The organism is Isoptericola halotolerans, assembly GCF_003003075.1.
Classification (GTDB): domain Bacteria; phylum Actinomycetota; class Actinomycetes; order Actinomycetales; family Cellulomonadaceae; genus Isoptericola; species Isoptericola halotolerans_A.
Window position 1 is genome coordinate 1 of record NZ_PVTX01000009.1, and the last position, 24,285, is coordinate 24,285.

Below are 24,285 nucleotides of genomic sequence, written 5' to 3' on the forward strand. Positions count from 1 at the left end.
CCCGAAGTGGAGGGCAGGTTGCTCACGTGTTACTCACCCGTTCGCCACTGATCCACCCAGCAAGCTGGGCTTCACCGTTCGACTTGCATGTGTTAAGCACGCCGCCAGCGTTCGTCCTGAGCCAGGATCAAACTCTCCGTAAAAGAGAGAAAACAACCAACGACCCCCGAAGGAGCCACCAGTCGCCTATCGATACTGGCCAGACCAAACAGACTAGCTGTTCAATCCAGTCCAAAGGAACCAAAAAGGTTCAAAATTTGGCATTGACTATCAAGCACACTGTTGAGTTCTCAAACAACCGACGCACACCATCCACGACCGGAACACCGTCCCGACCCCGTCCGGGGCAACCCTTCAACCTTACCCGATCTTCCGGCCTGGTCAAACCGCCGTGGCGATCCGCACCCAGCCGCTTCCCGCGGCAAGACCCCTCGATGCTGGTTCGGAGCGCACGAAGCTACCCGAGACCTTCAGTGAGAGTTTCAACCCCGGCGGCCACCTCGCGGTGTCCGTTCCCTGTCGGGCTGACTTCGAGAACATTACACGTCCTGCCGCCTGACGCCAACTTCGCAGGACGGTGATGCCCGGCACACCCCGCTCGGACGCGTCGACGCAGGTCAGGGAGCCGGCGTCCGGCCACGCGGTGACCGCCGGGCCGCGCTAGGTTCGAGGTCGTGACTGCAGAACCCGTCGTCGTACGCACAGCCCGTCCTCAGGAGGCGGCCGAGATCGCCTGGCTCGCCGCTCTGACGTTTCCTCTCGCGTGCCCCGAAGGGACCCCGGTGGCCACGATGGCGGCCCACGTCGGGGCGCACCTGACGCCCGCGCACTTCGCGGCGTGGAGCGGCTCTGCCGAGCACGTGCTGCTGGTCGCCGAGAGCGGCGACGACTCCGGGAGCCCCGTGAGCCCCGTGAGCCTCGTGGGCTACACGCTGCTCGCCGTGGGCGAGCCCGCCGGGCCCGACGAGCTCGCGGCCCTGCGCTCCGCCGTCGGGCCGGGGCCGTACGTGGAGCTGTCCAAGATCTACGTGCATCCCGACCACCTCGGCCACGGCACCGCCGGTCGGATGCTCACGACCGCGACCTCCGAGGCGCAGCGTCTGGCTCCCGGCCGACCGTTCTGGCTCGGCACCAACGGTCAGAACGCGCGGGCCCAGTCGTTCTACCGCCGGCACGGGTTCACGGTGATCGGGCGGCGCACCTACGACGTCGGCGGGGTGCAGCACGACGACGTGGTCATGCTGCAGGCCCCCGCCGAGTAGCTCACGAGCAGAACGTCACTGCGACGAGAAGGCCGCGTCGAACGCCGCGTCGGGCGCGTCGAACGCGTACCGGCGCACGAACTGCACCGCCTCGGACGCCCCGACCAGCCGGTCCATGCCGGCGTCCTCCCACTCCACGGAGAGCGGGCCGTCGTAGCCGATCGCGTTGAGCATGCGGAAGGCGTCCTCCCAGGGGACGTCGCCGTGCCCCGTGGAGATGAAGTCCCATCCACGGCGCGGGTCCGCCCACGCGAGGTGGGACGAGAGCCGGCCGTTGCGGCCGTTCAGACGCTTCTTCGTGTCCTTGCAGTGCACGTGGTAGATCCGGTCGGCGAAGTCCCAGAGGAACGCCACCGGGTCGATGTCCTGCCACACCATGTGGCTGGGGTCCCAGTTCAGGCCGAACGACTCCCGGTGGCCGATCGCCTCGAGCGTGCGCTTCGCCGTCCAGTAGTCGTAGGCGATCTCGCTGGGGTGCACCTCGAGGGCGAACCGGACCCCGACCTCCTCGAAGACGTCGAGGATCGGGTTCCACCGGTCCGCGAAGTCCTGGTAGCCCGCCTCCACCATGTCGGCCGGCACCGGCGGGAACATCGCCACGGTCTTCCAGATCGACGAGCCCGAGAACCCGACGACCGTCTTCACGCCGAGCTTGGCGGCCATGCGCGCCGTGTCCTTCATCGCCTCTGCGGCCCGCTGCCGGACCCCCTCGGGGTCTCCGTCGCCCCAGACGTGCGGCGGCAGGATCTCCTCGTGGCGTCGATCGATGGGGTCGTCGCACACCGCCTGGCCCGTGAGGTGGTTCGAGATCGCGACGATGCGCAGACCGTGCCGCTCCATGAGATCCAGGCGTCCCTGGACGTACTCGGCGTCGTCCCACCGCGTCACGTCCATGTGGTCGCCCCAGCAGCACAGCTCGAGGCCGTCGTAGCCCCAGCCCGCAGCCAGACCGGCGACCTCCTCGAGCGGCAGGTCGGCCCACTGGCCGGTGAAGAGAGAGATCGGTCGGGTCATGTCGGTTCCTTCCTTCGGTCGCCTCCGGCCGGAGACGAGTTCGTGACAGCGGTCAGGCGGAGCGTCGTCGCCGGACCAGGATCAACGCAGCGACGCCCACGGCGGCGAGCCCCAGGACGATCCAGACCCAGGGCGCCGGCCCGGCAGGGGCCGTGCTCGCGGTGTCGGTGGCGTCGGCCGAGTCGGCGGCAGGTTCCGTGCCGGCCTCGTCGCCACCGGCCGGCTCTCCGCTCTCGTCCCCGGCGGGCTCGGCAGAGGGCTCGGCAGTCGGCGTCGGCGGCGCGACGACGTCGAGCTCTGTCTTCGACTTGTGCTTCGAGGGCTCCGTCGCCCGCACGGTGAGCGTCCAGTGCCCCTCACCCAGCAGGCCGGGCTCGGACCGGTACCAGCCCACCCCCTCCGAGGCCGACGTCAGCTGCACCGGCCCGACCTCCTCCCCCGTGTCGGAGACGGCCTTGATGGTGACGTCGACCGTCTCCTCGACAGGATGCCCGTCCGCCGCCCAGACGACGACGGCGTCGACGCCACCGGCACCGTCGGTCCCGACGTCGATCTTCAGCTCACCGCCGTGAGCCGCGGCCTGCGGCACGGCGGCCACCCATGCCACGACGGAGAGGACGAGTGCCGCGAGCACGGCGAGCGTCGCCGTCGTCCGCCGGCCTCGCCGGTGCTGCACCACGTGCTGGGTGATCATCTGCCGTGCTCCTTCGAGTTCGTGACACCGAGGCCCCTCGGCACAGGAGCGGAGCGCACCGTCCTGTGCCGAGGGTCTGCCGGCTCGAGGCCGGCGTACCGCTGGGTGGCCACCGGCCGCCGGCACCGTCCCCGGGCCGGGACCGCGCCGTACGGACGTCCGGCGTCCCGCCCAGCGGCGATCGTGGCGGGGGGCCGCACACCGGCGGCCCCCCGCGACCGGATCAGAGGCAGTCCACCTCCCCCACGGTGAGGATCACCTTGGCCTTGCCCGACGGGCTCAGCTCCCAGTCACCCTCGACCTCGAGGTCGGTACGCGCCTCCGGGCTCGCGATGACGCGGTAGCTGCCCGCGTCCAGCGCCGACAGGTCCTTCGGCTTGCCCTTGGCCTTGCCGTCGACCCAGTTGTGCACCACGTACCCCTTGACCCCGACGACGTCGAGCGGCGTCAGCGAGGCCGGCACGGTGGTGCCGTCGGTGCAGGTCGCCTGCACCAGCTCCACGGCAGGGACGCGGTCGCAGCCGTAGCTCTCCATCGTGACGACCAGGGTGGCCTTGCCCGACGGGCTCAGCTCCCAGTCACCCTCGACGTCGAGCACGTAGCCGGGTTCCGGCGTCGCGATGACGTGGTACTGGCCGGGTGCCAGGTCCCCGAGGTCCGACGGCTTGCCGTCGTTCAGGTCGCCGTCCACCCAGTTGTGCACCACGTAGCCCTTGACACCGTCGACCTCCACGCCGGTGAGCGAGCCACCGGTGCGGACGTTCTCACCGTCGGCGTCGACCTCGCAGCTGGGCTGCGTGAGCGACACGGCCGGCGTCGCCGGGACCGGGTCCGGGCACTCCGGCTCGTCGATGGTGAACCGCAGGACGCCGAAGCCGTTCGCGTTCACCCTCCAGCCGTCGCCCGGCTCGATGACGAAGCCGTCGCCAGGACGCGCGGCCACCCGGTACGTGCCCGGGTCGAGGTCGGCCAGGTCGTCCACGACCGGGCCGGCACCGTCCTCGGTGACGGGCCGCACGACGTACCGCACGCCCTCCACCTCGGTCGTGACCACGGCGCCACCGGTGATCTCGTGGCTGCCGTCGGCGCCCCACGTGCACGAGGCCTGGACGACCTCGACGGCCGGAGTCACCGGCGTCGCGTCCGGTGCCGCGATGGTGAACGTCAGGGTCTCGCCCACGACGTCCTCACCACCGGCGGAAGCGCGCACCTCGACCGTGTGGTCACCCGGCTCGGACACCTCGACCGGAGCCGTGTACTCGGCCCAGCCGGCGCCGTCGACGTTCACCTCGCGGTAGACCGTCGCGCCGTCGGGACCACCCGTGGTCTCCACGGTGACCGTCACCGGTCCCGTGTAGGTGCCGTCGGCACGATCCGGCTCGGCCGGGTCGAGCGAACCGACCACCGCGAGCGGCTCCACGTCGTCCCCGACCACCCGGAAGTAGTCGAAGGACGCCGTCGCCGACGTGGTCTGCGACGCACCCAGCGCGTACAGCCCGATGCCGGCATCGGCGAGACCCGCGTGCTCGACGGGTTCCGCGATCGTCTGCCACGTCTCACCGTCGGTCGAGTACGACCCCGTGAAGGTCGTGCCCTCCTTGGTCAGGCGCAGGTGCCAGACGCCGTCCGCGAGGTCGGAGACGTTCGGCTGCGGGTCCACGACCGTGGCGTCCACCTCCGAGCGGAGCTCCAGACGTGCGGAGAGCGCGCTGCCCGCGGTGTTGTCCGCGACGTAGTCCAGCTTGACGTAGTTGTCGTCGTCCCCGTAGAGGATCAGACCGCCCTGCTGGTACTGCTCCGTGAACTCGGAGGCGTCGACCTTGGTCTCCACCGTCCAGTCACCCTCCGGCTGGTCCTGGAGGACGATGTTCGGCACCGCGGTGTTGTTGCCGGTGTAGATGTCGGTCGCCGTGGTGTCGATCTCCAGCGACCCATCGGCCACCCGGTAGCCCGACTCGTCCTCGCGGACGATCCGGTCCCACCGGCAGGTGTCCAGCTCCGACCCGTCGAACTCGTCGTCCGGCACGGTCGAGACCGAGTCGTCCGGCGTCAGGTGGAACCAGTCGAACTCGGCGTCCACCACCGGCGCCGCCGACCCCGTGCCCGCGAGGGACACGAGACCGATCTGCGGGTCGGCCAGGCCGTCGAGCGACTTCGTCTGCGGCATCTGCGTGAACTCCACGCCGTCCGCCGAGTACGAGGCCCGCAGGTCCGAACCGTCGGTGCTGGTGAAGCGCACGTACACCGTGTCCGGGTACGCCGCGCCGAGTGCCGCCGTGTTGGACTCGCCGACCTCGTTCGGCGCCCCGCCCTCCTCACGGATGAACTGGAAGATGCGCGTGGCCGGGTCGGCAGGCGCCGAACGGCCCTGCAGCACCATCTTGGCGTAGTTGTCCGCGTCGTCGTAGATGACGAGGCCGGCCTGCTGGTACTGCGCGTGAGCCGGGATCGTCACCTTCGCCGTCGCGGTGAACGGACCGTCCGGGAGGTCCTGCAGGACGACGTTCGGCACCGTCACGTTGTTCGTGCCGTAGAAGTCCGTGACCGTCGCCGGGATGGTCAGCGTCCCGTCGGCGACCTGCAGGTCCTGGTTCCGGTCGAGCACCGTCCAGCGGTCCGTGTCGAGCTCCTCGCCGAGGAAGTCGTCCGACCGACCCTGGAAGCAGAGCACCGGCTCGGTGGCCTCCTGGGTCACGGTGATCGTCACGTACTCCTGGACGTAGGCACCGCCGCCGTCCGTCACTCTCGCCTGGAGGCGATACGTGCCGGGCTCGGTGTACGTGTGCTCCAGCGTCGGGTCGCCGTCGGTGAACCCGTCGCCGAGACCGAGGTCCCACGCGTGCACGAGCTCGCCGTCGTCGCCGTCCGGATCGGTGGCCGTGGCCGTGGCGGTCACGGTCAGCGGCGCCACGCCCTCCAGCGGTGACACCTCGAGATCGAGCTCGGGGCGCTCGTTGGCGGTCACGCCACGGCCGTCGATCTCGAACCAGTTGACGTTGATGCCGCCGGACTCGAGCACGAAGTACAGCGTGCCCGACCCGGTCGGTACGTCGGTCAGCGTCGCCGCGACGTCCTCGTAGGCCTGCCAGTCACCGGTCGACGGGATCGACAGGCGCCCGATCTCCGGACCGTCCGGGGCGTCCCAGCGCAGCGAGACCTCGCCGCCGTCGGGGGACGCGACCCGCAGGGAGAGCCCCTCGACGTTGCCCATGCTGATCGGGTCGTAGGCCCACCAGTCGTCGGGCTCGATGTAGCCGATGTTCTGGCCACCGCCGGCGGTGTCCCCCGTGTCCTCCCGCTGGACCCCGGCGTCGCCGGGGCTCGTGGAGCCGTCGAGCCGGCCCGTCGACGTGAAGAACTCCGCCTGGACGAGCTTGGGCTGCAGCACCTGCAGGTCGTTGCCCGTGAGCGGGACGCCCGCGGAGCCGCCGTCGTCGGAGTACGTCGCCTCGATCACCCAGAAGATGTTCGACTCGATGCCGTGGCCCTCGTCGCGGGCCGTCTGGATGACGCCCTCGCAGCCGGTCAGCTCGTCGAACGGGTGGGCGTGCGAGTCGTGGCCGAGCGAGGTGAACAGCCGCACGTCGGCGCAGTCGACCTCACCGTCCGGGTCGTCGACGGCGATCTCGTAGGCGACCTGGTCGCCCCACTCGAAGAAGCCGCCGTTCTCCGGGAACGTGATCGACACGGTCGGGGCCTCGTTGCCCACCACGATCGTGACGTTCGCGACGCCGGTCTGGCCGTTGTCGTCGGTCACCGTGAGCTGGGCGGTGTACGAGCCCTCCTCGGTGTACGTGTGCGTCGGGTTCGCCTCGGTGCTCGGCTCCGAACCGTCGCCGAACGTCCACTGCAGGGTGATCGGGTCACCGTCCGGGTGCCGTGAGCCCTCCGAGGAGAACTGCACCGTCAGCGGGGACGGACCGCTCGTCACGTCGGCGGAAGCACGCGCGATCGGCGCCGGGTCGCCCTGGACGTAGTTGACCTTGAAGATGCCCGACGAGTCGTTGTTTCCGCCGAAGCCGGAGCCCCAGTCGACCATGTACAGGGCGCCGTCCGGACCGAACTCGAAGTCCATCGGCCGGTCGAAGCCTGCGCTCGGGTCGAAGATCTGCGGGAGCACGCGGTTGATGTCGACCAGGTCGTCGCGGTCCTCGCCGGCGAGCTGGAACGAGTACATGCGTCCCTGGTTCCACTCGCCGAACAGGGCCTTGCCGTCCCAGTACTCCGGCCACTTGACGTCGGAGTCGAGCTCGGCGTCGTACTCGTAGACCGGCCCGCCCATGGGGGCACCGCCGCCGCCGATCTCGGGGAACAGCGGGTTGGTGGAGTACCCGTACCAGACCTCCGCCTCGAGGGCCCCGGGGAGCTGCTCGATGCCGGTGTTGTGCGGGGAGTCGTTGACGACGCCGCCGGCGCAGTCGAACGCCTCGCCGGACTGGCCGGTGGCGAAGTCGTAGTCGACGTAGGCGTTGTTCGAGCCCGTGCAGTACGGCCAGCCGTAGAAGCCCGGCTCGCTCACCACGTTCCACTCGACGGTGCCCGCCGGGCCCCTCGTGGCGCTGGCGCTGCCCGCGTCGGGACCGTAGTCCGCGACGTGCACGTTCCCCGACGTCGGGTCGAGCCCGATCCGGAACGGGTTGCGGAAGCCCATCGCGTAGATCTCGGGCAGGGTGTCCGCCGTGCCGGGTGCGAACATGTTGCCGTCCGGCACGGTGTAGGAGCCGTCCTCCTGGGGGGTGATCCGCAGGATCTTGCCCCGCAGGTCGTTCGAGTTCGCCGACGTGCGCTGCGAGTCGTAGTTCTCGCGACCGGACCGCTCGTCGATGGGCGCGTAGCCCGCCGACTCGAACGGGTTGGTGTTGTCCCCGGTCGCGATGTACAGGTGGCCCTCGGCGTCGAAGACCATGTCGCCGCCCGCGTGGCAGCAGGTCTGCCGCTGGGTCGGGATCACCAGCACCTTCTGCTCGGTGGACAGGTCGATCGAGCCGTCGGCGTAGGTGAAGCGGGAGACCCGGTTGTGCGGACCGTCGTCACCGACGTCGGTCGGCGACCAGAACAGGTACACCCAGCCGTTGGTGGCGAAGTCCGGGTCGAGCACGATGCCCGTCAGGCCGTCCTCGTTCGACTGCGTGACGTCCAGCGTCGCCGCCGTCGTCGTGACGTTGGTGTCCGGGTCGATGACACGGACCCGGCCGTCCCGCTCGACGTAGAACACGGTGCCGTCCGGCGCCACCTCGAGCATCATGGGGTTCGACGTGTCGTCGTCCAGCGGCACCGCCTCGAAGCTCTCGCTCTGCGTCGCCGCACAGTCCGAGTCCACGACGCCGGCCGCCGTCTGGATACCGCCCAGCAGGTGCTGGAGGAACTCCGGCTCGGCGTACGACGCGTCGGTGTGGCCACCGCCGGTGTACCAGGACCGGCCGCCGTCGTAGGCCTGGCACCACGCGATCGGGTGCTCGGCGCCCATCGCGCCCGAGCCGGGCGAGTAGCTCGACTCGTCGAGGCTCGCCAGCACGTGGACCTCGTCCCGCGGGTTCTCGCGGAAGTTGTACCACTCGTCGAACCGGTCCCAGCGCGCGGGCAGGTGCGCGGTCGACTCGTGGACGTGGTCCTCCACCTTGATCGTGGCGTCCTGGTTCTGCGGGTGGCTGTTGAAGTAGGCGCCGACCAGCTCGCCGTACCAGGGCCAGTCGTACTCCGTGTCGGAGGCGGCGTGGACACCGGCGTAGCCGCCGCCACCCTGGATGTACGCCTCGAACGCGGCCTGCTGGTCGGCGTCGAGGACGTCACCCGTCGTCGACAGGAACAGCACGGCCTCGTACTGCTCGAGGTTCTCCGACGTGAACGCCCCGGCGTCCTCGGTCGCCGTGACCGAGAAACCGTTGTCGGTGCCGAGCTGTTGGATGGCCGCGATGCCGGCCGGGATCGATCCGTGGCGGAAGCCCGCCGTCTTGGAGAAGACGAGGAGGTCGAACTCCTCGGCCGCGGCCTCGACCGCCGCCTCGACGGGCGGCGGTTCGTCGGCCTCGGCGGCTTGGGCGCCGGCGGCGCCGGCCCACGAGAGCGGCAGGACGACGGCGGCCGACACGGCGGCCCCGACACCTCGTCTCACGGCTCGCGAACGTGCGCTGAGCACTGTACTCACCAGGAACTCCTTCGGTCTGGATCAGTGGTGCTGCTGAGAAGAGCGCTCCGCGGTACCCGCTCACGTCGGCCCGGACGTGGTGGAACCGGTCGATGCTGGTGCTGCCTGGGGCGTGCCTCCTTCCTCGGTCCGTGCAGGAGGTCAGACGTCGAGCCAGATGCCCTTCTCGGCACTGCGCTCGACGGCGTCCAGCACCCGCTGGACGCCCAGCCCGTCGGCGAACGACGGCGCCGGGTCGTCGCCCGCCGCGATCGCCGAGACGAGGTCGACGACCTGGTGCGTGAACGCGTGCTCGTAGCCGAGCCCGTGCCCGGGGGGCCACCAGGCGGCGACGTAGGCGTGGTGGTCGGACTCGGTGACGACGATCCTGCGGAAGCCCGCGGTCGCCCCCGACTCGTCGGCGTCGTAGAAGTGCAGGACGTTCATGTCCTCGAAGTCGAAGGCCAGGGAGCCCCGGGAGCCGTTGATCTCGAGGCGGATGGCGTTCTTCCGTCCCTGCGCGTACCGCGTCGCCTCGAAGACACCGAGCCCTCCGCCGGACATCGTCGCGAGGAAGCAGGCGGCGTCGTCGACGCTCACGGGGCCGGTCTCGTCGCCCCCGGTGCCGGACAGCCCGGCGAACTCGGTGGCCACCGGCCGCTCGGTCACGAAGGTCTCGAGCACTCCGGTGACCCCGGTGATCTGCTCGCCGGTGATGAACTGCGTCAGGTCGACGATGTGGGCGCCGATGTCACCGAGGGCGCCCGAGCCGGCCTTCTTCTTGTCCATCCGCCACGACAGCGGTGTCGCGGGGTCCGAGAGCCAGTCCTGCAGGTACTGGGCCCGCACGTGACGCACCTGCCCGATCCGGCCGTCGGCGACGAGCTGCCGCGCGAGCTGGATCGCCGGCACGCGTCGGTAGGTGAAGCCGACCATCGCGCGGACGCCACGGGCAGCGGCGCGGTCGGCCGCGGCCACCATCTCCTCGGCCTCGGCGACCGTGTTCGCGAGGGGCTTCTCGCAGAGCACGTGCTTGCCGGCGTCGAGCGCCGCGATCGCGATCTCGGCGTGCGTGTCCCCCGGCGTGCAGATGTCGACGAGGTCGACGTCGTCGCGCTCCAGCAGGCGGTGCCAGTCCGTCTCGGTCGAGTCCCAGCCGAGGCGTGCCGCAGCCTCGGCGACCCGCTCGGGGTCGCGGCCGACGACGGCGGTCATCTCCGTGCGCAGCGGCAGGTCGAAGAATCGGGGGGCGGTGCGCCAGGCCTGGGAGTGCGCGGCGCCCATGAACGAGTAGCCGACCATCCCGACGCCGAGACGTGCGCGATCTGCGTCACCCATGTGAGTGGTCCTTCCGTGGTGTGGCACGGCCACCGCCCGCTCGGGGCAGGCAGGGCCGCGGCGGCGGGGACAGGGCCCCGCCGCCGGGTCAGGTCGCGTCGGTCAGGACTCGAACGCGCTGGACAGGTACTGGTCGACGTTGTCCGTCGTCACGACGGGCGCGTAGAGCTGGACGGTGCGCGGCACGTTCGACGACGCGAGGTCGCTCATGCTGGCCTCGTGCGCGACCAGGCGGGCGAGCTTGATGCCGTCCGCCGCCTGCGTCGACGGGTAGATGACGGTGGCCTGGACGACGGAGTCGCCGCTCTGGATCTCCCGCATCATGTTGGCCGAGCCCGCCCCGCCGACGAGGAAGAACTCGTCACGGCCGGCGTTCTCGATCGCCTGGAGCACGCCGACGCCCTGGTCGTCGTCGTGGTTCCAGATGGCGTCGATCTCGGGCGCCGCCTGCAGCAGGCTCGCCGTCACCGACTCACCGCTCTGCACGGTGAAGTCGGCCGACACCTGGTTGTCGACGTCCAGCCCGCACTCGCCGAGCGCGTCCTCGAAGCCCTGGCTGCGGTCCTGGGTGAGCGGCAGCGACGCGATGCCCTGGATCTCGGCCACGACGGCGTCCGGCTGGTCGCCGAGCTGCTCGCAGATGTACTGGCCGGCAGAGACGCCCATGCCGTAGTTGTCGCCCAGCACGGTCGTGCGGGCGGCGAACGGGTCGGAGAACTCGCGGTCGACGTTGATGACCGGGATACCGGCCTCCATGGCCTGGATGGCGACGTCCGTGAGCGCGGCGCCGTCGAACGGCAGGAGCACGATGGCGTCCACGCCGTCGGCGATGAAGCCCTCGATCTGGCTGATCTGCACGTTGACGTCGTTGGTGCCCTCCGCGACACGGAGCTCGACGTCCTCGTAGTTCTCGGCCTCGGCCTCCGCGGCCGAGGTGATCGCGCCCATCCAGCCGTGGTCGGCCGCCGGGGCGGAGAAGCCGATGACGACCTCCTCGCCCGGTGCGTCGTTGTCGGAGGCCGGAGCCGCGCCCTCCTCGCTCATGGAGTCGGACTCGGTCTCCTCCTCGGCCGGCTCGTTGCTGACGCAGCCGGTCAGCAGCAGCGCCGAGGCGGCGAGAGCTGCGGGGACGGCGAGCATACGGCGACGGTTCTTCATCCGTGCGGACATAGGATCTTCCTCGATTCGGTCCGGTCGTGCAGGGTCTGGATTCTGGTGGGACGGCTGGTGTGTCAGGTGGATCTCGGTGCCGAGATCCGCTGCTGGAGCAGCACGGCGCCGACGATGATCGCGCCCTTGGCGATCTGCTGCACCGAGCTGTCGAGGTTGTTGATGATGAAGACGTTCGAGAGTGTCGCGAAGATGAGCACGCCGATGACGGTGCCGACGATGGTGCCGCGTCCGCCGGCGAGCAGCGTGCCACCCACGACGACCGCGGCGATCACGTCGAGCTCGTAGAGCAGCCCGTTGGTGGACGAACCGGCGCCGGTGCGAGCGAGCATCATGACGCCGGCGATGCCCACCGTGAGGCCGGAGAGCCCGTAGACGTACATCAGGTGCCGCTTGACCTTGATGCCAGCCAGGCGTGCCGCCTCCGGGTTGCCGCCCACGGCGACCGTGCGACGGCCGAACGTGGTGCGGGTGAGCAGGAACCAGCCGGCGACCACGACGAAGACGAAGATCCACACGATCTTCGGCACGCCCAGGAGGTTGCCCTCGAACGTCCCCTCGAACGACGACGACTGGACGAGCTGCGTGCGGCGGTTCGCGATGAGCTCGGCGAGGCCACGCGCCGCGACGAGCATCGCCAGGGTCGCGATGAATGCGACCACGTTCCCGTAGGCGATGATGACGCCGTTGACGAGCCCGGCGGCGAGGCCGACCAGGAGCGCACAGGTCACCATGACGATCCAGCCGTACTGGTCGGCCAGGTTCTGGGTGGCCAGGGTCGTGGCCCACACGGTCGTCAGGCCGAGCACGGAGCCGACCGACAGGTCGATGCCGCCCGTCGTGATGACGAAGGTCATCCCGACGGCCATGACACCGATCACCGAGGCGAGGCTCAGCACGATCATCAGGTTCGACAGGCTGGCGAACCGCTCGCCGCCGGTGAGGAACCCGACCAGGCACAGCAGGAGGAGGGCGGCGACCAGCCCGAGGTTGCGGGCCGTGCCGCCGGACAGGGCACTGAACCCGCGACGCCGTCCTGCCGTTGTCTTGGGGCTGTCCACCGCCGGGTTCGGCGACGTCTGCTGCTCGCTCACGCGGCACTTCCTTCCATGACCATGTCGAGCACCTGGTGCTCGTCGATCGACTCGGCGGGCCCGGAGTGCACGACCTGTCCCTCGGAGATCACGAGGACACGGTCGGCCAGGCCCAGGACTTCGGGGATCTCGCTGGAGACGACGACGACGGCGGTCCCGGCGTCGGCGAGACGGCGCACGAGGGCATAGATCTCGGACCGGGCACCGACGTCGACGCCACGGGTGGGTTCGTCGAGCAGCAGCACCTCGCAGCCGTGCACGAGCCAGCGGGCGAGCATGGCCTTCTGCTGGTTGCCGCCCGAGAGCGTGCGGATGGACCGCTCGACGTCTGCGGGGCGGAGGTCGAGCGCCGTCGCCTGTTCCTGGGCGGCCTTCTTCTCGGCGCGCTCGTCGAGCCAGCCGCCCCGCGCCGTCCGGGCGAACGACGACAGCGTGATGTTCCGGTAGACGGGCTCGTCGAGCACCAGGCCCTGGCTCTTGCGCTCCTCGGGAGCCAGGCCGATGCCCGCGCCGACGGCCGTGGGCACGGAGCCGTTGTGGAGGCGCCGGCCGTCGAGCCTGACGGTCCCCCCGGTCGCCCGGCGTGCGCCGTAGACGGTCTCGAGGATCTCCGAGCGCCCGGAGCCGACGAGCCCGGCGAGCCCGACGATCTCACCGGCGCGCACGGTCAGCGACACGTCCGAGAAGACACCGGCCAGCGAGAGGTCCTCGACCTGCAGCCGGACGGCGGCGTCGGCGGGGACCCCGGGACGCTCCGGGAAGGAGTACTCGACGTCCTTGCCGGTCATCAGCCGGATGAGCTCGTCGGTGGAGGTCGACGCCACGTCCAGGTTGCGGCCGACGGTGCGGCCGTCCTTGATGACGGTGATGCGGTCGCCGATCCGGCGGATCTCCTCGAGACGGTGGGAGATGTAGATGATCGCGATGCCCTGGGCGACCAGCTCCTCGACCACGCGGAAGAGGTTGTCGACCTCCCCGGAGTCGAGCACCGCCGAGGGCTCGTCCATGACGATCACCCGGGCGTCACGCGAGAGGGCGCGAGCCATCGAGACCACCTGCTTGCCGGCCGCCGACAGCGTGCCGACCTCGCGGTGCGGCGAGATCTCCGGGTGCCCGAGCCGCTCCATGAGCTGGCGCGTCCGGTTCGCGACCTCACGCCGCTGGGTCACGCCGACGTTGGCGAGCTCGTGGCCGAGGTAGATGTTCTCCGCGACGGTGAGCCCGTCGACGACGTCGAGCTCCTGGTACATGGTGGCGACCCCGTGCTCCAGCGCCGCCACCGGGTGGGGGATCTCGATCTTCTCGCCGTCCATGAGGATCGTGCCCTCGGTCGGCTGGTGGGCACCGGCGAGGACCTTGATCAGCGTGGACTTGCCCGCTCCGTTCTGGCCGAGGAGGCAGTGCACCTCGCCGGGACGGACGTCGAGGTCCACTCCGTCGAGGGCGCGCGCTCCGGGGAACGTCTTCACGATGCCTTGCATCTGCAGCAGCAGTGCTGGGGGGTCTTCTGTGACCATGTGATGAAACGTAGACGGACTTATGTTGTCCGTCAAGCAAAAGTGCGGGTACTTTGTGATCGTTACCCGCTCGTGATAGACACCCAGCGACACAACGCGAGGCCGGAAAGGCGTGGTTCACTGTGCTCATGGAAGGGCTGCAGAAGTTTCCTCCACGTCCCACCGGGGCGGGGGAGATGTTCCAGCTGTTCCGGGACGGCACGCCGCACACCCGGGCCTCGCTCGTCTCCGAGACCGGCCAGTCCCGATCCACCGTCGCCGCGCGGATCGAGGCGCTGACCGCCGTGGGTCTGCTCACACCCGCCGGCGAGGCCTCCAGCACCGGCGGGCGGCCGCCGTCGACCTTCGCGTTCGACCCCTCGAACCGCATCGTGCTCGGCGTGGACCTCGGCGCCACGCATGCGCGCCTCGCCATCACCGACCTCGCAGCCAACCCTCTCGCCTCGACGCAGGAACCGCTCGCCATCGCCGACGGCCCGGAACCCGTGCTCTCGTGGGTCGCCGAGACGGGCGCCTCGCTCGTGGCCCAGGCCGGCCGCAAGGTCGAGGAGCTCGCCGGCATCGGCATCGGGCTGCCCGGTCCCGTCGACCACGCCGACGGCCGACCGGTCAACCCGCCGATCATGCCGGGCTGGGACGGGACCGACGTCCCCGGCATCCTGCACCGGCTCCTCGGGGCCCCCGTGGTGGTGGACAACGACGTCAACGTCATGGCGCTCGGCGAGCACCGCACCGTGTGCCCCGACGAGCAGGACCTCCTCTTCGTCAAGGTCGCCACCGGCATCGGGGCGGGCGTGGTCATGGACGGCGAGCTCCGCCGCGGGGCGCAGGGCGCTGCCGGTGACCTCGGGCACGTCGCGGTCTCCGGCGCCGCCGAGATCCCCTGCCGCTGCGGCAATGTCGGGTGCCTCGAAGCCGTCGCGGGCGGGCTGGCGATCGCGGGCGCGCTGCAGGAGTCCGGCGCACGCATCCGGACCACCCAGGACATCGTCGACCTGGTCCGCGCCGGGGACGTGGCGGCCGGCCAGGCCGTGCGCCAGGCGGGCCGCGACATCGGGACCGTGCTGGCCGCCTCGGTGAGCCTGCTCAACCCGTCGCGCATCATCATCGGCGGCATCCTCGCCGGCGCCGGGGAGCACCTCGTGGCAGGCATCCGCGAGGTCGTCTACCAGCGCTCGCTGCCCCTGGCCACCCAGCACCTGCGGATCGTCACGTCGCGAGCAGGTGCGCAGGCGGGCGTCGTCGGTGCGGCCACACTGGTCACCGACCGCTTCCTGGCACCACACTCGATCGACGCGCTCATCACCGTCAAGGAGGACTCTTGAGCAACCGTCAGGCCCTCGTCGTCCGCGGAGGCTGGCAGGGCCACGACCCCGTCGCCACCACCGACCTGTTCCTTCCCATGCTCGCCGTCGCCGGGTTCGACGTCACCGTCGAGGACTCGCTCGAGGTGTACGCCGACGAGTCGGTGATGTCCGAGGTCGACCTGATCGTGCAGAGCTGGACCATGGGCGAGATCCTCGCCGACGAGATGCACGGGTTGCGCCTCGCCGTGGAGAACGGCACGGGCCTCGCCGGCTGGCACGGCGGGCTGCTCGACGCGTTCCGTGGCGCCACCGACTACCAGCACATCGTCGGTGGACAGTTCGTCGCGCACCCGGACGACATGGTCGACCACGAGGTCGTCGTGCGCCCGGACCGGGCGGACCATCCCGTCGTCGCCGGCATCGGCCCCACGATCCGGCTCACCACCGAGCAGTACTGGCTCCAGACCGACCCGCTCTGCGACGTGCTCGCGACGACCACGCACGCCGTCCGCGACGGAGCACCGTGGCGCGAGCCCGTGACCGTCCCGGTCGTCTGGACCCGCCACTGGGGCCGCGGCAAGGTGTTCGCGTGCGCCGTCGGGCACACCGTCGCAGACCTCAAGATCCCCGAGATCCGCACCATGATCGAACGAGGCATCCTCTGGGCGGCCCGGGACCACCGCTGAGCCATCCGAGGTGGCGGGCTGTCACTCGGCGAGCGCCTCCGGGCCGCCCTCCAGCAGTCGCGTGAACGCGTCCTCGTCGAGGATCGGCAGCCCGAGGTCACGTGCCTTGGTCTCCTTGGAGCCCGCGTTCTCCCCCACCACGACGTAGTCCGTCTTCTTCGACACGGAGCCCGCGGCCTTGCCCCCGGCGGCGATGACCGCCTCCTTGGCCCCGTCGCGGGTGTAGCCCTCGAGCGAGCCGGTGACGACGACGGTCAGGCCGGCGAGCGGACCCGTCGGCCCCTCGGCGGCCTTCTCCGCCATCACGGCGGGTCCCGGGTGGTCGGGGATGGCGAACCGGACGCCCGCCGCGGCCCACGCCTCCACGATCTCGCGGTGCCAGTCGACCTCGAACCACGCGAGCAGCTCGTCGGCGATCACGGGGCCCACGCCCTCCACCGCCGCCAGGTCCTCGCGCGAGGCGGAACGGATGGCGTCCAGGGAGCCGAACCAGTCCGCGAGCGCCCGCGCCGCCACCGGCCCGACGTGCCGGATGTTGAGCGAGACGAGGATGCGCCACAGGTCCTTCGTCCGGGCGCGGTCCAGCTCGTCGAGGAGCTTGGTCGCCTGGCTGGACGGCTCGTGGTCCGGGAGCGCCTCCCCCGCCTCCTCGGCCGCCAGACGTGCGGCCCTGGAGTGGTTGAGCCTCTTGCGGAACGGCGTCCGACGGCGAACCTCCCCGTCGTCGTCAACCTTGGGCAGCCCCGTCTCGGCGTCCCGGACGACGACCTCGATCGGCAGGAGCTGCTCAAGAGTCAGGTCGAACAGCCCCGCCTCGGTGCGCAGCGGCGGGTCTGCCGGGACGTCCGGCTGGGTGAGGGCCGCCGCCGTGACCTCGCCGAGCGCTTCGACGTCCAGTCCGCCCCGGGACCCGATGTGCTCCACGCGTCCGCGCACCTGAGCCGGGCAGGACTCCGCGTTCGGGCACCGCAGGTCGACGTCGCCCTCCTTCATCGCCCGCAGGGCGGTGCCGCACTCGGGGCACTCGCCGGGCATGACGAAGTCCTCGCGCGGGTAGCCGTCGTCGGCCAGGGCAGGCACCGGGCCGAGGATCTCGGGGATCACGTCACCGGCCTTGCGGAGCACGACCATGTCGCCGATGCGCACGCCCTTGGCCTTGACCACGTCCTGGTTGTGCAGGGTGGCCTGACGCACCGTGGACCCGGCCACCGTCACCGGTTCCATGACGGCGTAGGGCGTGGCGCGGCCCGTCCTGCCCACGCCCACCTGGATCGCGACCAGGCGGGTGTTGACCTCCTCGGGCGGATACTTGTACGCGGTGGCCCACCGCGGCGCGCGGCTCGTGGCGCCCAGCCGGCGCTGGTCGGCCAGGGCGTCGACCTTGACCACGATGCCGTCGAGCTGGTGCTCGATGTCGTGCCGGTGCTCCGCGAAGTGGGTGATCATGTCCACGACGCCCTCGATCCCCTGCACCACGCGGTTGTGCGGCGAGACCGGGATACCCCACTGCTCGAACAGCGCGTACGCGTCCGACTGGTTCGCCAGCTCCGCGTGCTCGCCCTCCGTCCACTGCAGGGCGCCGACGCCGTGCGCGTAGATCCGCAGCGACTCGACCCTGGCGAGGCCGGCCTCCCGCTCGAGCCCGCTCTTCTTGTCCAGGAGCTGGCGCAGCCCGCCGGCGGCAGCGTTGCGGGGGTTCGCGAACTGCGGGAAGCGGCGCAGCGCGGCGACGCGGGCACGTTCCTCGTCGAACGCCCGGGACGACGTCGCCCGGCTGTCCGCTCGTTCCCGCGCCTCGGTCACCGCCCGCTCGCGCAGCTGCTCCTGCAGCTCGTTGAGCCGGTCGAAGGCGGCGACGGGGATGAAGACCTCGCCGCGTACCTCGACGACCTCCGGGTGGTCGTCGCCGGCGAGACGGCGGGGGATCTCCGCGATCCGCAGCGCGTTGGCCGTGATGTCCTCGCCCGTCTGGCCGTCGCCGCGCGTCGCGGCTCGCACCAGCCGGCCCCGCTCGTACAGCAGCGCGATCGCCAGGCCGTCGATCTTGACCTCGGAGAGGTAGCCGACCTCGCCGCCCTCGACGTCGAGGTCACGGGCGATCCGGGCGTCCCAGGCGCGCAGCTCGTCGATGCTGAACACGTTGTCCAGGGACAGCATGCGCTCGAGGTGCTCGACGGTGGCGAACCCGGCCGCGGCCTGCCCACCGACCCGCTGCGTCGGCGACTCCGGACTGCGCAAGGCCGGGTGGGCGGCCTCGATCGCCTCGAGCTCACGCATGCGGGCGTCGTACTCGGCGTCGGAGACCTTCGGGGCGTCCTGCTGGTAGTAGGCCCGCTGGTCCTCCTCGACGAGGGTGGCCAGCTCGGCCCAGCGACGCTGGGCAGCGGGCTCGTCGAGCGCGGCGGGATCGGTGGGCTCCGTCGTGTCGGTCACGGTCCCATCTTGCCGTGGGTCACCGACAGCAGCAGGGCTCCCGGCAGGCCTGACCGATTGGTCCCGGTCTCGGGCCTATCGCCCGGTCTGTCCGGACCGCTACGATCCTTGCGATCACCACCGCCCGACCGAAAGCAAGGACGCCCATGAAGATCGCCGTCGTCGGCGCTGGATTCGCCGGTCTGGCCAGCGCCAAGGTCCTGACCGAGTTCGGCCACCAGGTCGTCGTGTTCGACAAGACCCCCGACGTGGGGGGCGTCTGGAGCGCGACCCGTCGCTACACCGGTCTCTACACGCAGAACAACAAGGGCTCGTACTCCTTCTCCGACCTGCCCATGCCGAAGCACTACCCGGAGTGGCCCAGCGGCGAGCAGGTCCAGGCCTACCTCGAGCAGTACGTCGAGAAGCACGGCCTCTCGGACGCGTTGCGCCTGTCCACGGAGGTGGTGCGCGCCGAGCTCACCGACACCGAGGACGGCTGGCTGGTCACCTCACGGCACGTCGGCGAGGCCGTCGGCGACCCGGAGCCGTTCGACCACCTGATCGTCGCGAACGGCATCTTCTCCGACCCCGTCATCCCGGCCTTCGACGGGCTCGCGGAACTCATGCGCGCGGGCGGGAAGGTCGTGGCCGCGAGCCAGCTCCCCTCCGTGGAGGAGGCGCGCGGCAAGCACGTCGTCGTCGTCGGGTACGGCAAGTCGGCGTGCGACGTCGCCGCGGAGGTCGGACCCGTCGCTGCCGGCACCCACCTCGTGGCCCGCGAGCTGCTGTGGAAGGTCCCCAAGAAGCTCGGCCACGCCGTCAACATGAAGTACCTGCTGCTCACGCGGATGGGCGAGGCCCTCTTCCGCTACCAGTCGCTCACCGGCGTGGAGAAGTTCCTCCACGGGCCGGGCAACACCGTGCGCAAGTCGTTGCTCGCCTCCGTCGCCGCGGTCACCACGAAGCAGCTCCGGCTCAAGGAGCTCGGGCTCGTGCCGCGCGGTGAGTTCGAGGACATCGCGCGGTCGACCGTCTCGCTGGCCTCCGACGCCCTCTACGACCAGGTCGCCGACGGCGCCGTCGTGGTCCACCGCGACACCGAGATCGAACGGTTCACCACGGACGACGACGGTGCCCCGGTCGCGGTCCTCAGCGACGGCAGCACGGTCCGCGCCGACCTCGTGGTGTGCGGCACCGGGTTCCACCAGCGGGTCCCGTTCCTCGACCAGGACGTCACCGACCGGCTGCTGGACGCTCGCGGCAACTTCCAGCTCTACCGCCAGATGCTGCCGCACGACGTGCCCCACCTGACGTTCGCCGGCTACAACTCGTCGCTCTTCAGCCCGCTCTCCGCGGAGATCGGCGCCGTGTGGACCGCGGGCTACCTCGCCGGCGCGCTGGAGCTGCCGCCCCTCGAGGTCCGGCGGGAGCACGTGCGGGACCGGGTGGACTGGATGGAGAAGCGGACCGAGGGCAAGCACGCGCGGGGCACCAACGTGATCCCGTTCTCGATGCACCAGGTCGACGAGCTGCTCGGCGACCTGGACCTCAACCTCTCGGCCCCGGCACGGGCGACGCAGTGGCTGGTGCCCATCGACCCGAAGGCCTACCGCGGCGTCGCAGGGAAGCTGCGCGCCCGCGTCGGCGCCTGACGGCAGGCGCCACCACCCGGCGCGAGCTGCCGGTCCCGCCGCCTCAGCGGAAGCGGACCGGGAGCTCGCGCGGGTAACGGCTCCACGCCGACCGCGCGAGCTCGATGTCGCCGGGCTCGACCGACAGCTCGATGTCGGCGACCCTGCCCACGAAGTGGCCCACCACGAGCCGGGTGATCAGCGGAGCGGTGCGGTGGGCCGGGCAGGCGTGCGCACCCAGGCCCCACGTCAGGTGGAAGCGGGAGTCGACCTGCTCCCACGGGTCCGCGGACTGCACCGCGGCGTCGGCGTTGGCCGCCGCCACGGCGGGGACGACGGCGTCCCCCGCCGCGATCGGCTGCCCACCGAGCTCGCTGTCGGTCAGCGCGTAGCGCGGCAGCAGGTGCGGGATCGGCGGCGTGCCCCGGGCGATCTCGTCGAGCGCGTCGTCGAGGGAGAGCCTTCCGCCGTGCACCTTCGCGCCGAACCCGGGGTCGGCGAGCATCCGCTGCATCGCGGTGGCGATCCAGGCGACCTCGGCGTCGTGGGCCGTCCGGAAGAGCAGCCCGACCGCGCCCATCACCTCGAGGTCGTTGGCGTGCTGGTCGTGGGCCAGCAGCTGCGAGGTCAGGTCGTCGCCCGGCTCGGCCCGCCGGCCGGCCACGAACGTCGCGAGCAGGTTCTCCATCGCGGCGACGGCCGGATACGCGGCGTCGGTCCCCGAGCGCTGCTCCACGGTGAGCTCGTGCATGCGGCGCGCGTCGGCCAGCGTCATCCCGAGCAGGTCGGCCAGGACCCGGACCGGGACGTCGACCGCGTAGTCGGCCACCAGGTCGGCCTCGCCGCGGGCGGCGAGGCGTTCGAGCGCCGAGGTGCACGCGACGCTGACCGTCCGCGTGAGCCGCTTCTCGTCGACGCCCGCCAGGACGTCCGCGACGGGAGCACGCAGCCGGCGGTGCTCGGCGCCGTCGCGGTCGTGCACGCTGTCCCGCTGGGCCAGCACCGCCCGCGACGGTGACCTCCAGGCCACCAGCCGCTCGGCCTCGTAGCGCCAGGCGCGGGAGTCACGGGAGAACAGCACCTCGTTGCGCAGCACCGTGCGGACCTCGTCGTAGCCCAGGGCCAGCCATGCCGGCACCCCGGGCTCCAGGTCCACCGGGGCGACGGCGCCCCACCGGGAGCGCAGCGCCGCGTAGCCGGCCCGGGGATCACGGGCCCCGGCCAGGTCGGCGAGCAGCGGACGGTCGGCGACCTCCTCGAGCCGCACGACGCGACCGGCGGCGGTGAGGCTCATGCGGCGACGCCCTCGGCCCGTCGGAGCTCCAGCGCGTGGGCGACCAGCGTCGTCAGCGCCTCGACCGCCCGGGGGCGACCACGCACGTCACCGGAGACGACAGGAGTGCCCTTCGGCAGGTCCAGCGCGGCCCGGACCTCGTCGAGCGCGTGACGCGGGGAGTCGGGGAACTCGTTGACGACCACCGCGACCGGCAGCCGGGTGTGCTCCTCCAGCTGGTCGAGGACCTCGAAGCTCTGGGCCAGGTCCCGCGTGTCGACCATCACCAGGGCGCCGACCGCGCCGTCCGCGAGTCCCGACCAGAGGTCCCAGAACCTGCGCTGACCGGGCGTGCCGAACAGGTAGAGGGCGGTGTCGGAGCCGACGGTGACGCGGCCGAAGTCCATCGCGACCGTCGTCGTCCGCTTCTCGTCACGCCGCGGGTCGACCCCCACGCTCGCCGTCGTGATCGACTCCTCCGTGCTGAGCATGGGGATCTCGCTCACCGCCCGGATGAGCGTCGTCTTGCCGACGCCGAACGCGCCGACCACCAGCACCTTGACCGACCGGTCGACGGTCGGCGCCAGGTGCTGTGCCGTGCGGGGCTCAGAGGCCGCGGAGCCCATCGAGCACCTCCTCGAGCAGGTCCGTGTCGGGCAGGTCGTGCACCGGGGTGGACAGGACGGCGAGGTAGCCGCCGTCGACGAGGTCCGAGACCAGCACGGCCACGAGGCTCACCGGCAGGTGCAGGTAGGCGGCGAGCTCGGCGAGCGCGAGCGTGCCGCGGCAGGTCTGCAGGAGCGCGCGTTCGTGCCGGCCGGCCGTCCCGGGCAGCTCGCGACCGTCGTCGACGGCACGCAGCAGCGTCTCCGGCCGCAGCGTGTTCCTGGTCGGGTGCGCCCGTCCGCCGGTCAGGACGTAGGAACGTACCGGGTGGTCGCGGTATCCGTCCGAGTGCATGCCGCCATCCCTCAGCTGGCCGGGTCCGTGCCGAGCGCGTGCTCGCCGATCATGAGGACCTGCGCCTGCATCTGCTGCGCGACGAGCCCGGGGTCGACGGTCGCGTCCGTCACGACCGCGAGCCGCGAGCCGTCGCCGGCGCCGCGCACGAACAGGAACCCGCCCTCGAACTCCACGACGACCTGCCGGAGCCGGTCGCCCGCCCCGAACTCCCGGCCCATGCTCATGCCGAGCGCGACGAGCCCCGCGCACGCCGCCGCCACCTTGTCGGCGGTGTCCGGGTCCGTGTCGTCGGTCCGGACCTTGACGAGGCCGTCCGAGCTCAGCACGACGGCATGCTGCACGCCACGCACCTGAGCCACGAGGTCGAGCATCCAGCTGTCCGGGTGCTCGGTCCCGGGTGGCGTCGTTCCGGTGGTCTGGGTGGTCATCTGTCCTCCGAGGTCCCGTCCGTCGCGACGGACGGCTCATGGGTGTCAGGGTCGTCCTGCGAGGGTGCGTCCGCCGTCGCGGCGAAGAATGCGCCGATCCAGGCTCCCGCCTCCTCCGCGGTCTGGTCATGGGTCGGGCGTTCCGGGCGATTCGTCTGGGGCTGACCACGCCCCACCGTGAGCGGGCCGTCCGCCGCCCCGCGCCGCGACCGTCGCTGCGGCAGCACGGGGGGTCCGGCCGGCGGCCGGTCCGCGGCGACCGGCGGCACCGCTCCGGTCGACGCCGGTTCCCGGGCCGGGGTCGCCGCCCAGGCGTCGTCGACGCTCGGTGCCAGCACCGTCGGAGCCGTGGCCGCCACCTCGGTGAGGTCGCCGGGGACCATCACGACCGCGCGCATCCCGCCGTACACCGACTCGGTGAGGTCCACCCGCAGATCGAGGAAGCGTGCGTAGGTGCCGACGACGGCGAGGCCCGTCTGCGGCACCTCGCCCAGCTCGGCGATGCCCACCGACCGCTCGCCGGCGGCGATCGCCCGGACCCGTCCCAGCTCGCGCGGGTCCATGCCCACGCCGCAGTCGTCGATCTCGATGACGGCGCCACGCTGGACCTGCCGGATCACGACGAGCACCTGCGTGTTCGGCGGGGAGCACTGGGTGGCGTTGGCGAGCAGCTCGGCGACGACGTGCACCAGCGGCTCGGCAGCACGCCCGACGACCGCCAGACCCGGGTCGCCGGAGACCTCGACCCGCTGGAACGCGGTGATCCGCCCGGCGGCAGCCTTGACCACGTCGGGCAGCGGCAGGGCGTCCTCCCACGTCTGCCCCGGGCGGCGACCGCACAGCGCCACCAGGCTCTGCGCCTGCCGGGCGTGCTGCGCCGCCGCATGGTCGATGCGCATCGACGTCTGCAGCACGTCCGGGTCCGCCGCGTGCCGCTGGACCATCCGGGCCGCCTCCTCCTGGATGCGGTGCGCCGACGCCTGCACCTTGCGGCTGAGGGCGACGACGGCCGTCTCGACGGCCGCCCGCTGGTCGGCGCGCGCCTCCTGCTCGGCGGTGAGCGCCGCCGTCGTCTCCCGCAAGGCCTGCGTGGTCTCGTGCAGACCGGCGGCGAGGCCGTCGCGCTCGACGGACAGGGCGCGGAAGGCGGCGGCGTCGCGTCGGGAGGCGCGGGACAGCAGGACCGCCGCGGTGACGGGCAGGACGACAGCAGCGACGCCGAGCACCCCGACGCCCCACGGCGGAGCGGAGGCACCCACCAGAGGGAGCGCCGCCACGCACAGGACCATGCCGGCGACGCAGAGCCACGGCAGGACGCGCCCCGTCGCAGGGGGCCGTGCCGGGGTCGTGGTGCTCACCGCACCTCCGT

At 71.4% G+C, this 24,285-nt stretch carries 17 protein-coding genes and 1 rRNA gene; 4 read left to right on the top strand and 14 right to left on the bottom strand.

Translation table 11 applies throughout. The features are described from left to right. Positions 1–143 (bottom strand): 16S ribosomal RNA (locus BCL65_RS13115); the annotation flags it as partial. A gap of 531 nt (positions 144–674) precedes the next feature. Here BCL65_RS13115 and BCL65_RS13120 point away from each other — a divergent pair. After that, positions 675–1,262, top strand: coding sequence for a GNAT family N-acetyltransferase (locus tag BCL65_RS13120; RefSeq protein ID WP_106268754.1), 588 nt, complete (start codon positions 675–677; stop codon positions 1,260–1,262). 15 nt (positions 1,263–1,277) lie between these two features. Here BCL65_RS13120 and BCL65_RS13125 read toward each other — a convergent pair whose 3' ends face one another. The 7 genes from BCL65_RS13125 to BCL65_RS13155 form a co-directional block, all read right to left on the bottom strand. Continuing rightward, positions 1,278–2,276 carry a sugar phosphate isomerase/epimerase family protein gene (locus tag BCL65_RS13125; protein ID WP_106268756.1) on the bottom strand — a complete coding sequence of 333 codons (999 nt, stop codon included), beginning with the start codon at positions 2,274–2,276 and terminating at the stop codon, positions 1,278–1,280. Between the two features lie 52 nt (positions 2,277–2,328). Further along, positions 2,329–2,970, bottom strand: a complete 642-nt coding sequence (locus tag BCL65_RS13130) for a hypothetical protein (protein WP_106268758.1) — start codon at positions 2,968–2,970, stop codon at positions 2,329–2,331. Positions 2,971–3,193: 223 nt separating this feature from the next. Then, entirely contained in the window at positions 3,194–9,082 is a 5,889-nt protein-coding gene (locus BCL65_RS13135) for a ThuA domain-containing protein (RefSeq protein WP_243401044.1), read from the bottom strand. 174 nt (positions 9,083–9,256) lie between these two features. Further along, positions 9,257–10,432: a Gfo/Idh/MocA family protein gene (locus BCL65_RS13140; RefSeq protein ID WP_106268762.1), complete on the bottom strand. Its 1,176-nt coding sequence runs from the start codon at positions 10,430–10,432 to the stop codon at positions 9,257–9,259. A 102-nt stretch (positions 10,433–10,534) separates the two neighbouring features. Then, positions 10,535–11,602, bottom strand: a complete 1,068-nt coding sequence (locus BCL65_RS13145; protein WP_106268764.1) for a substrate-binding domain-containing protein — start codon at positions 11,600–11,602, stop codon at positions 10,535–10,537. Between the two features lie 62 nt (positions 11,603–11,664). Further along, on the bottom strand, positions 11,665–12,696 hold the full coding sequence (locus tag BCL65_RS13150) for an ABC transporter permease (protein WP_207767727.1): 1,032 nt from the start codon (positions 12,694–12,696) through the stop codon (positions 11,665–11,667). After that, positions 12,693–14,213, bottom strand: a complete 1,521-nt coding sequence (locus tag BCL65_RS13155; protein ID WP_207767728.1) for a sugar ABC transporter ATP-binding protein — start codon at positions 14,211–14,213, stop codon at positions 12,693–12,695. The genes BCL65_RS13150 and BCL65_RS13155 overlap by 4 nt, the downstream gene beginning before the upstream one ends. Positions 14,214–14,341: 128 nt before the next feature. On the opposite strand from BCL65_RS13155, the gene BCL65_RS13160 reads away from it, so the two are divergent. Further along, positions 14,342–15,538, top strand: a complete 1,197-nt coding sequence (locus tag BCL65_RS13160; protein WP_106268767.1) for an ROK family protein — start codon at positions 14,342–14,344, stop codon at positions 15,536–15,538. Beyond that, the gene (locus tag BCL65_RS13165) at positions 15,535–16,206 is read left to right on the top strand and encodes a ThuA domain-containing protein (protein WP_106268769.1); all 672 of its coding nucleotides are present in this window, start codon (positions 15,535–15,537) and stop codon (positions 16,204–16,206) included. The genes BCL65_RS13160 and BCL65_RS13165 overlap by 4 nt, the downstream gene beginning before the upstream one ends. 21 nt (positions 16,207–16,227) lie before the next feature. Here BCL65_RS13165 and ligA read toward each other — a convergent pair whose 3' ends face one another. Next, complete coding sequence (ligA, locus tag BCL65_RS13170; RefSeq protein ID WP_106268771.1) at positions 16,228–18,639, bottom strand: NAD-dependent DNA ligase LigA; 2,412 nt, start codon at positions 18,637–18,639, stop codon at positions 16,228–16,230. 146 nt (positions 18,640–18,785) lie between these two features. Between ligA and BCL65_RS13175 the strand changes: the two genes are divergently transcribed. Beyond that, the gene (locus tag BCL65_RS13175; protein ID WP_106268773.1) at positions 18,786–20,273 is read left to right on the top strand and encodes a flavin-containing monooxygenase; all 1,488 of its coding nucleotides are present in this window, start codon (positions 18,786–18,788) and stop codon (positions 20,271–20,273) included. A 43-nt stretch (positions 20,274–20,316) separates the two neighbouring features. Here BCL65_RS13175 and BCL65_RS13180 read toward each other — a convergent pair whose 3' ends face one another. From BCL65_RS13180 to BCL65_RS13200, 5 genes are read right to left on the bottom strand one after another with little or no spacing between them, the layout of a single operon-like run. After that, positions 20,317–21,546 (bottom strand): cytochrome P450, encoded by a 1,230-nt coding sequence (locus tag BCL65_RS13180; RefSeq protein WP_106268775.1) that lies wholly within the window; start codon positions 21,544–21,546, stop codon positions 20,317–20,319. Further along, complete coding sequence (locus BCL65_RS13185; RefSeq protein WP_106268777.1) at positions 21,543–22,151, bottom strand: GTP-binding protein; 609 nt, start codon at positions 22,149–22,151, stop codon at positions 21,543–21,545. Before BCL65_RS13185 ends, BCL65_RS13180 begins: the two co-directional genes overlap by 4 nt. Further along, positions 22,132–22,485: a DUF742 domain-containing protein gene (locus BCL65_RS13190; RefSeq protein WP_106268779.1), complete on the bottom strand. Its 354-nt coding sequence runs from the start codon at positions 22,483–22,485 to the stop codon at positions 22,132–22,134. Before BCL65_RS13190 ends, BCL65_RS13185 begins: the two co-directional genes overlap by 20 nt. A gap of 11 nt (positions 22,486–22,496) precedes the next feature. Beyond that, positions 22,497–22,916, bottom strand: a complete 420-nt coding sequence (locus tag BCL65_RS13195; RefSeq protein WP_207767729.1) for a roadblock/LC7 domain-containing protein — start codon at positions 22,914–22,916, stop codon at positions 22,497–22,499. Then, entirely contained in the window at positions 22,913–24,274 is a 1,362-nt protein-coding gene (locus BCL65_RS13200) for an ATP-binding protein (protein ID WP_106268781.1), read from the bottom strand. Before BCL65_RS13200 ends, BCL65_RS13195 begins: the two co-directional genes overlap by 4 nt. Positions 24,275–24,285: the final 11 nt, after the last annotated feature.

Coding starts and splice junctions, on each gene's coding strand:
- BCL65_RS13180 (WP_106268775.1), bottom strand. CDS start 21,546: ATGAGCCTCACCGCCGCCGGTCGCGTCGTGCGGCTCGAGGAGGTCGCC.
- BCL65_RS13125 (WP_106268756.1), bottom strand. CDS start 2,276: ATGACCCGACCGATCTCTCTCTTCACCGGCCAGTGGGCCGACCTGCCG.
- BCL65_RS13140 (WP_106268762.1), bottom strand. CDS start 10,432: ATGGGTGACGCAGATCGCGCACGTCTCGGCGTCGGGATGGTCGGCTAC.
- BCL65_RS13130 (WP_106268758.1), bottom strand. CDS start 2,970: ATGATCACCCAGCACGTGGTGCAGCACCGGCGAGGCCGGCGGACGACG.
- BCL65_RS13145 (WP_106268764.1), bottom strand. CDS start 11,602: ATGTCCGCACGGATGAAGAACCGTCGCCGTATGCTCGCCGTCCCCGCA.
- BCL65_RS13155 (WP_207767728.1), bottom strand. CDS start 14,213: ATGGTCACAGAAGACCCCCCAGCACTGCTGCTGCAGATGCAAGGCATC.
- BCL65_RS13195 (WP_207767729.1), bottom strand. CDS start 22,916: ATGACCACCCAGACCACCGGAACGACGCCACCCGGGACCGAGCACCCG.
- BCL65_RS13190 (WP_106268779.1), bottom strand. CDS start 22,485: ATGCACTCGGACGGATACCGCGACCACCCGGTACGTTCCTACGTCCTG.
- BCL65_RS13175 (WP_106268773.1), top strand. CDS start 18,786: ATGAAGATCGCCGTCGTCGGCGCTGGATTCGCCGGTCTGGCCAGCGCC.
- BCL65_RS13185 (WP_106268777.1), bottom strand. CDS start 22,151: ATGGGCTCCGCGGCCTCTGAGCCCCGCACGGCACAGCACCTGGCGCCG.
- BCL65_RS13160 (WP_106268767.1), top strand. CDS start 14,342: ATGGAAGGGCTGCAGAAGTTTCCTCCACGTCCCACCGGGGCGGGGGAG.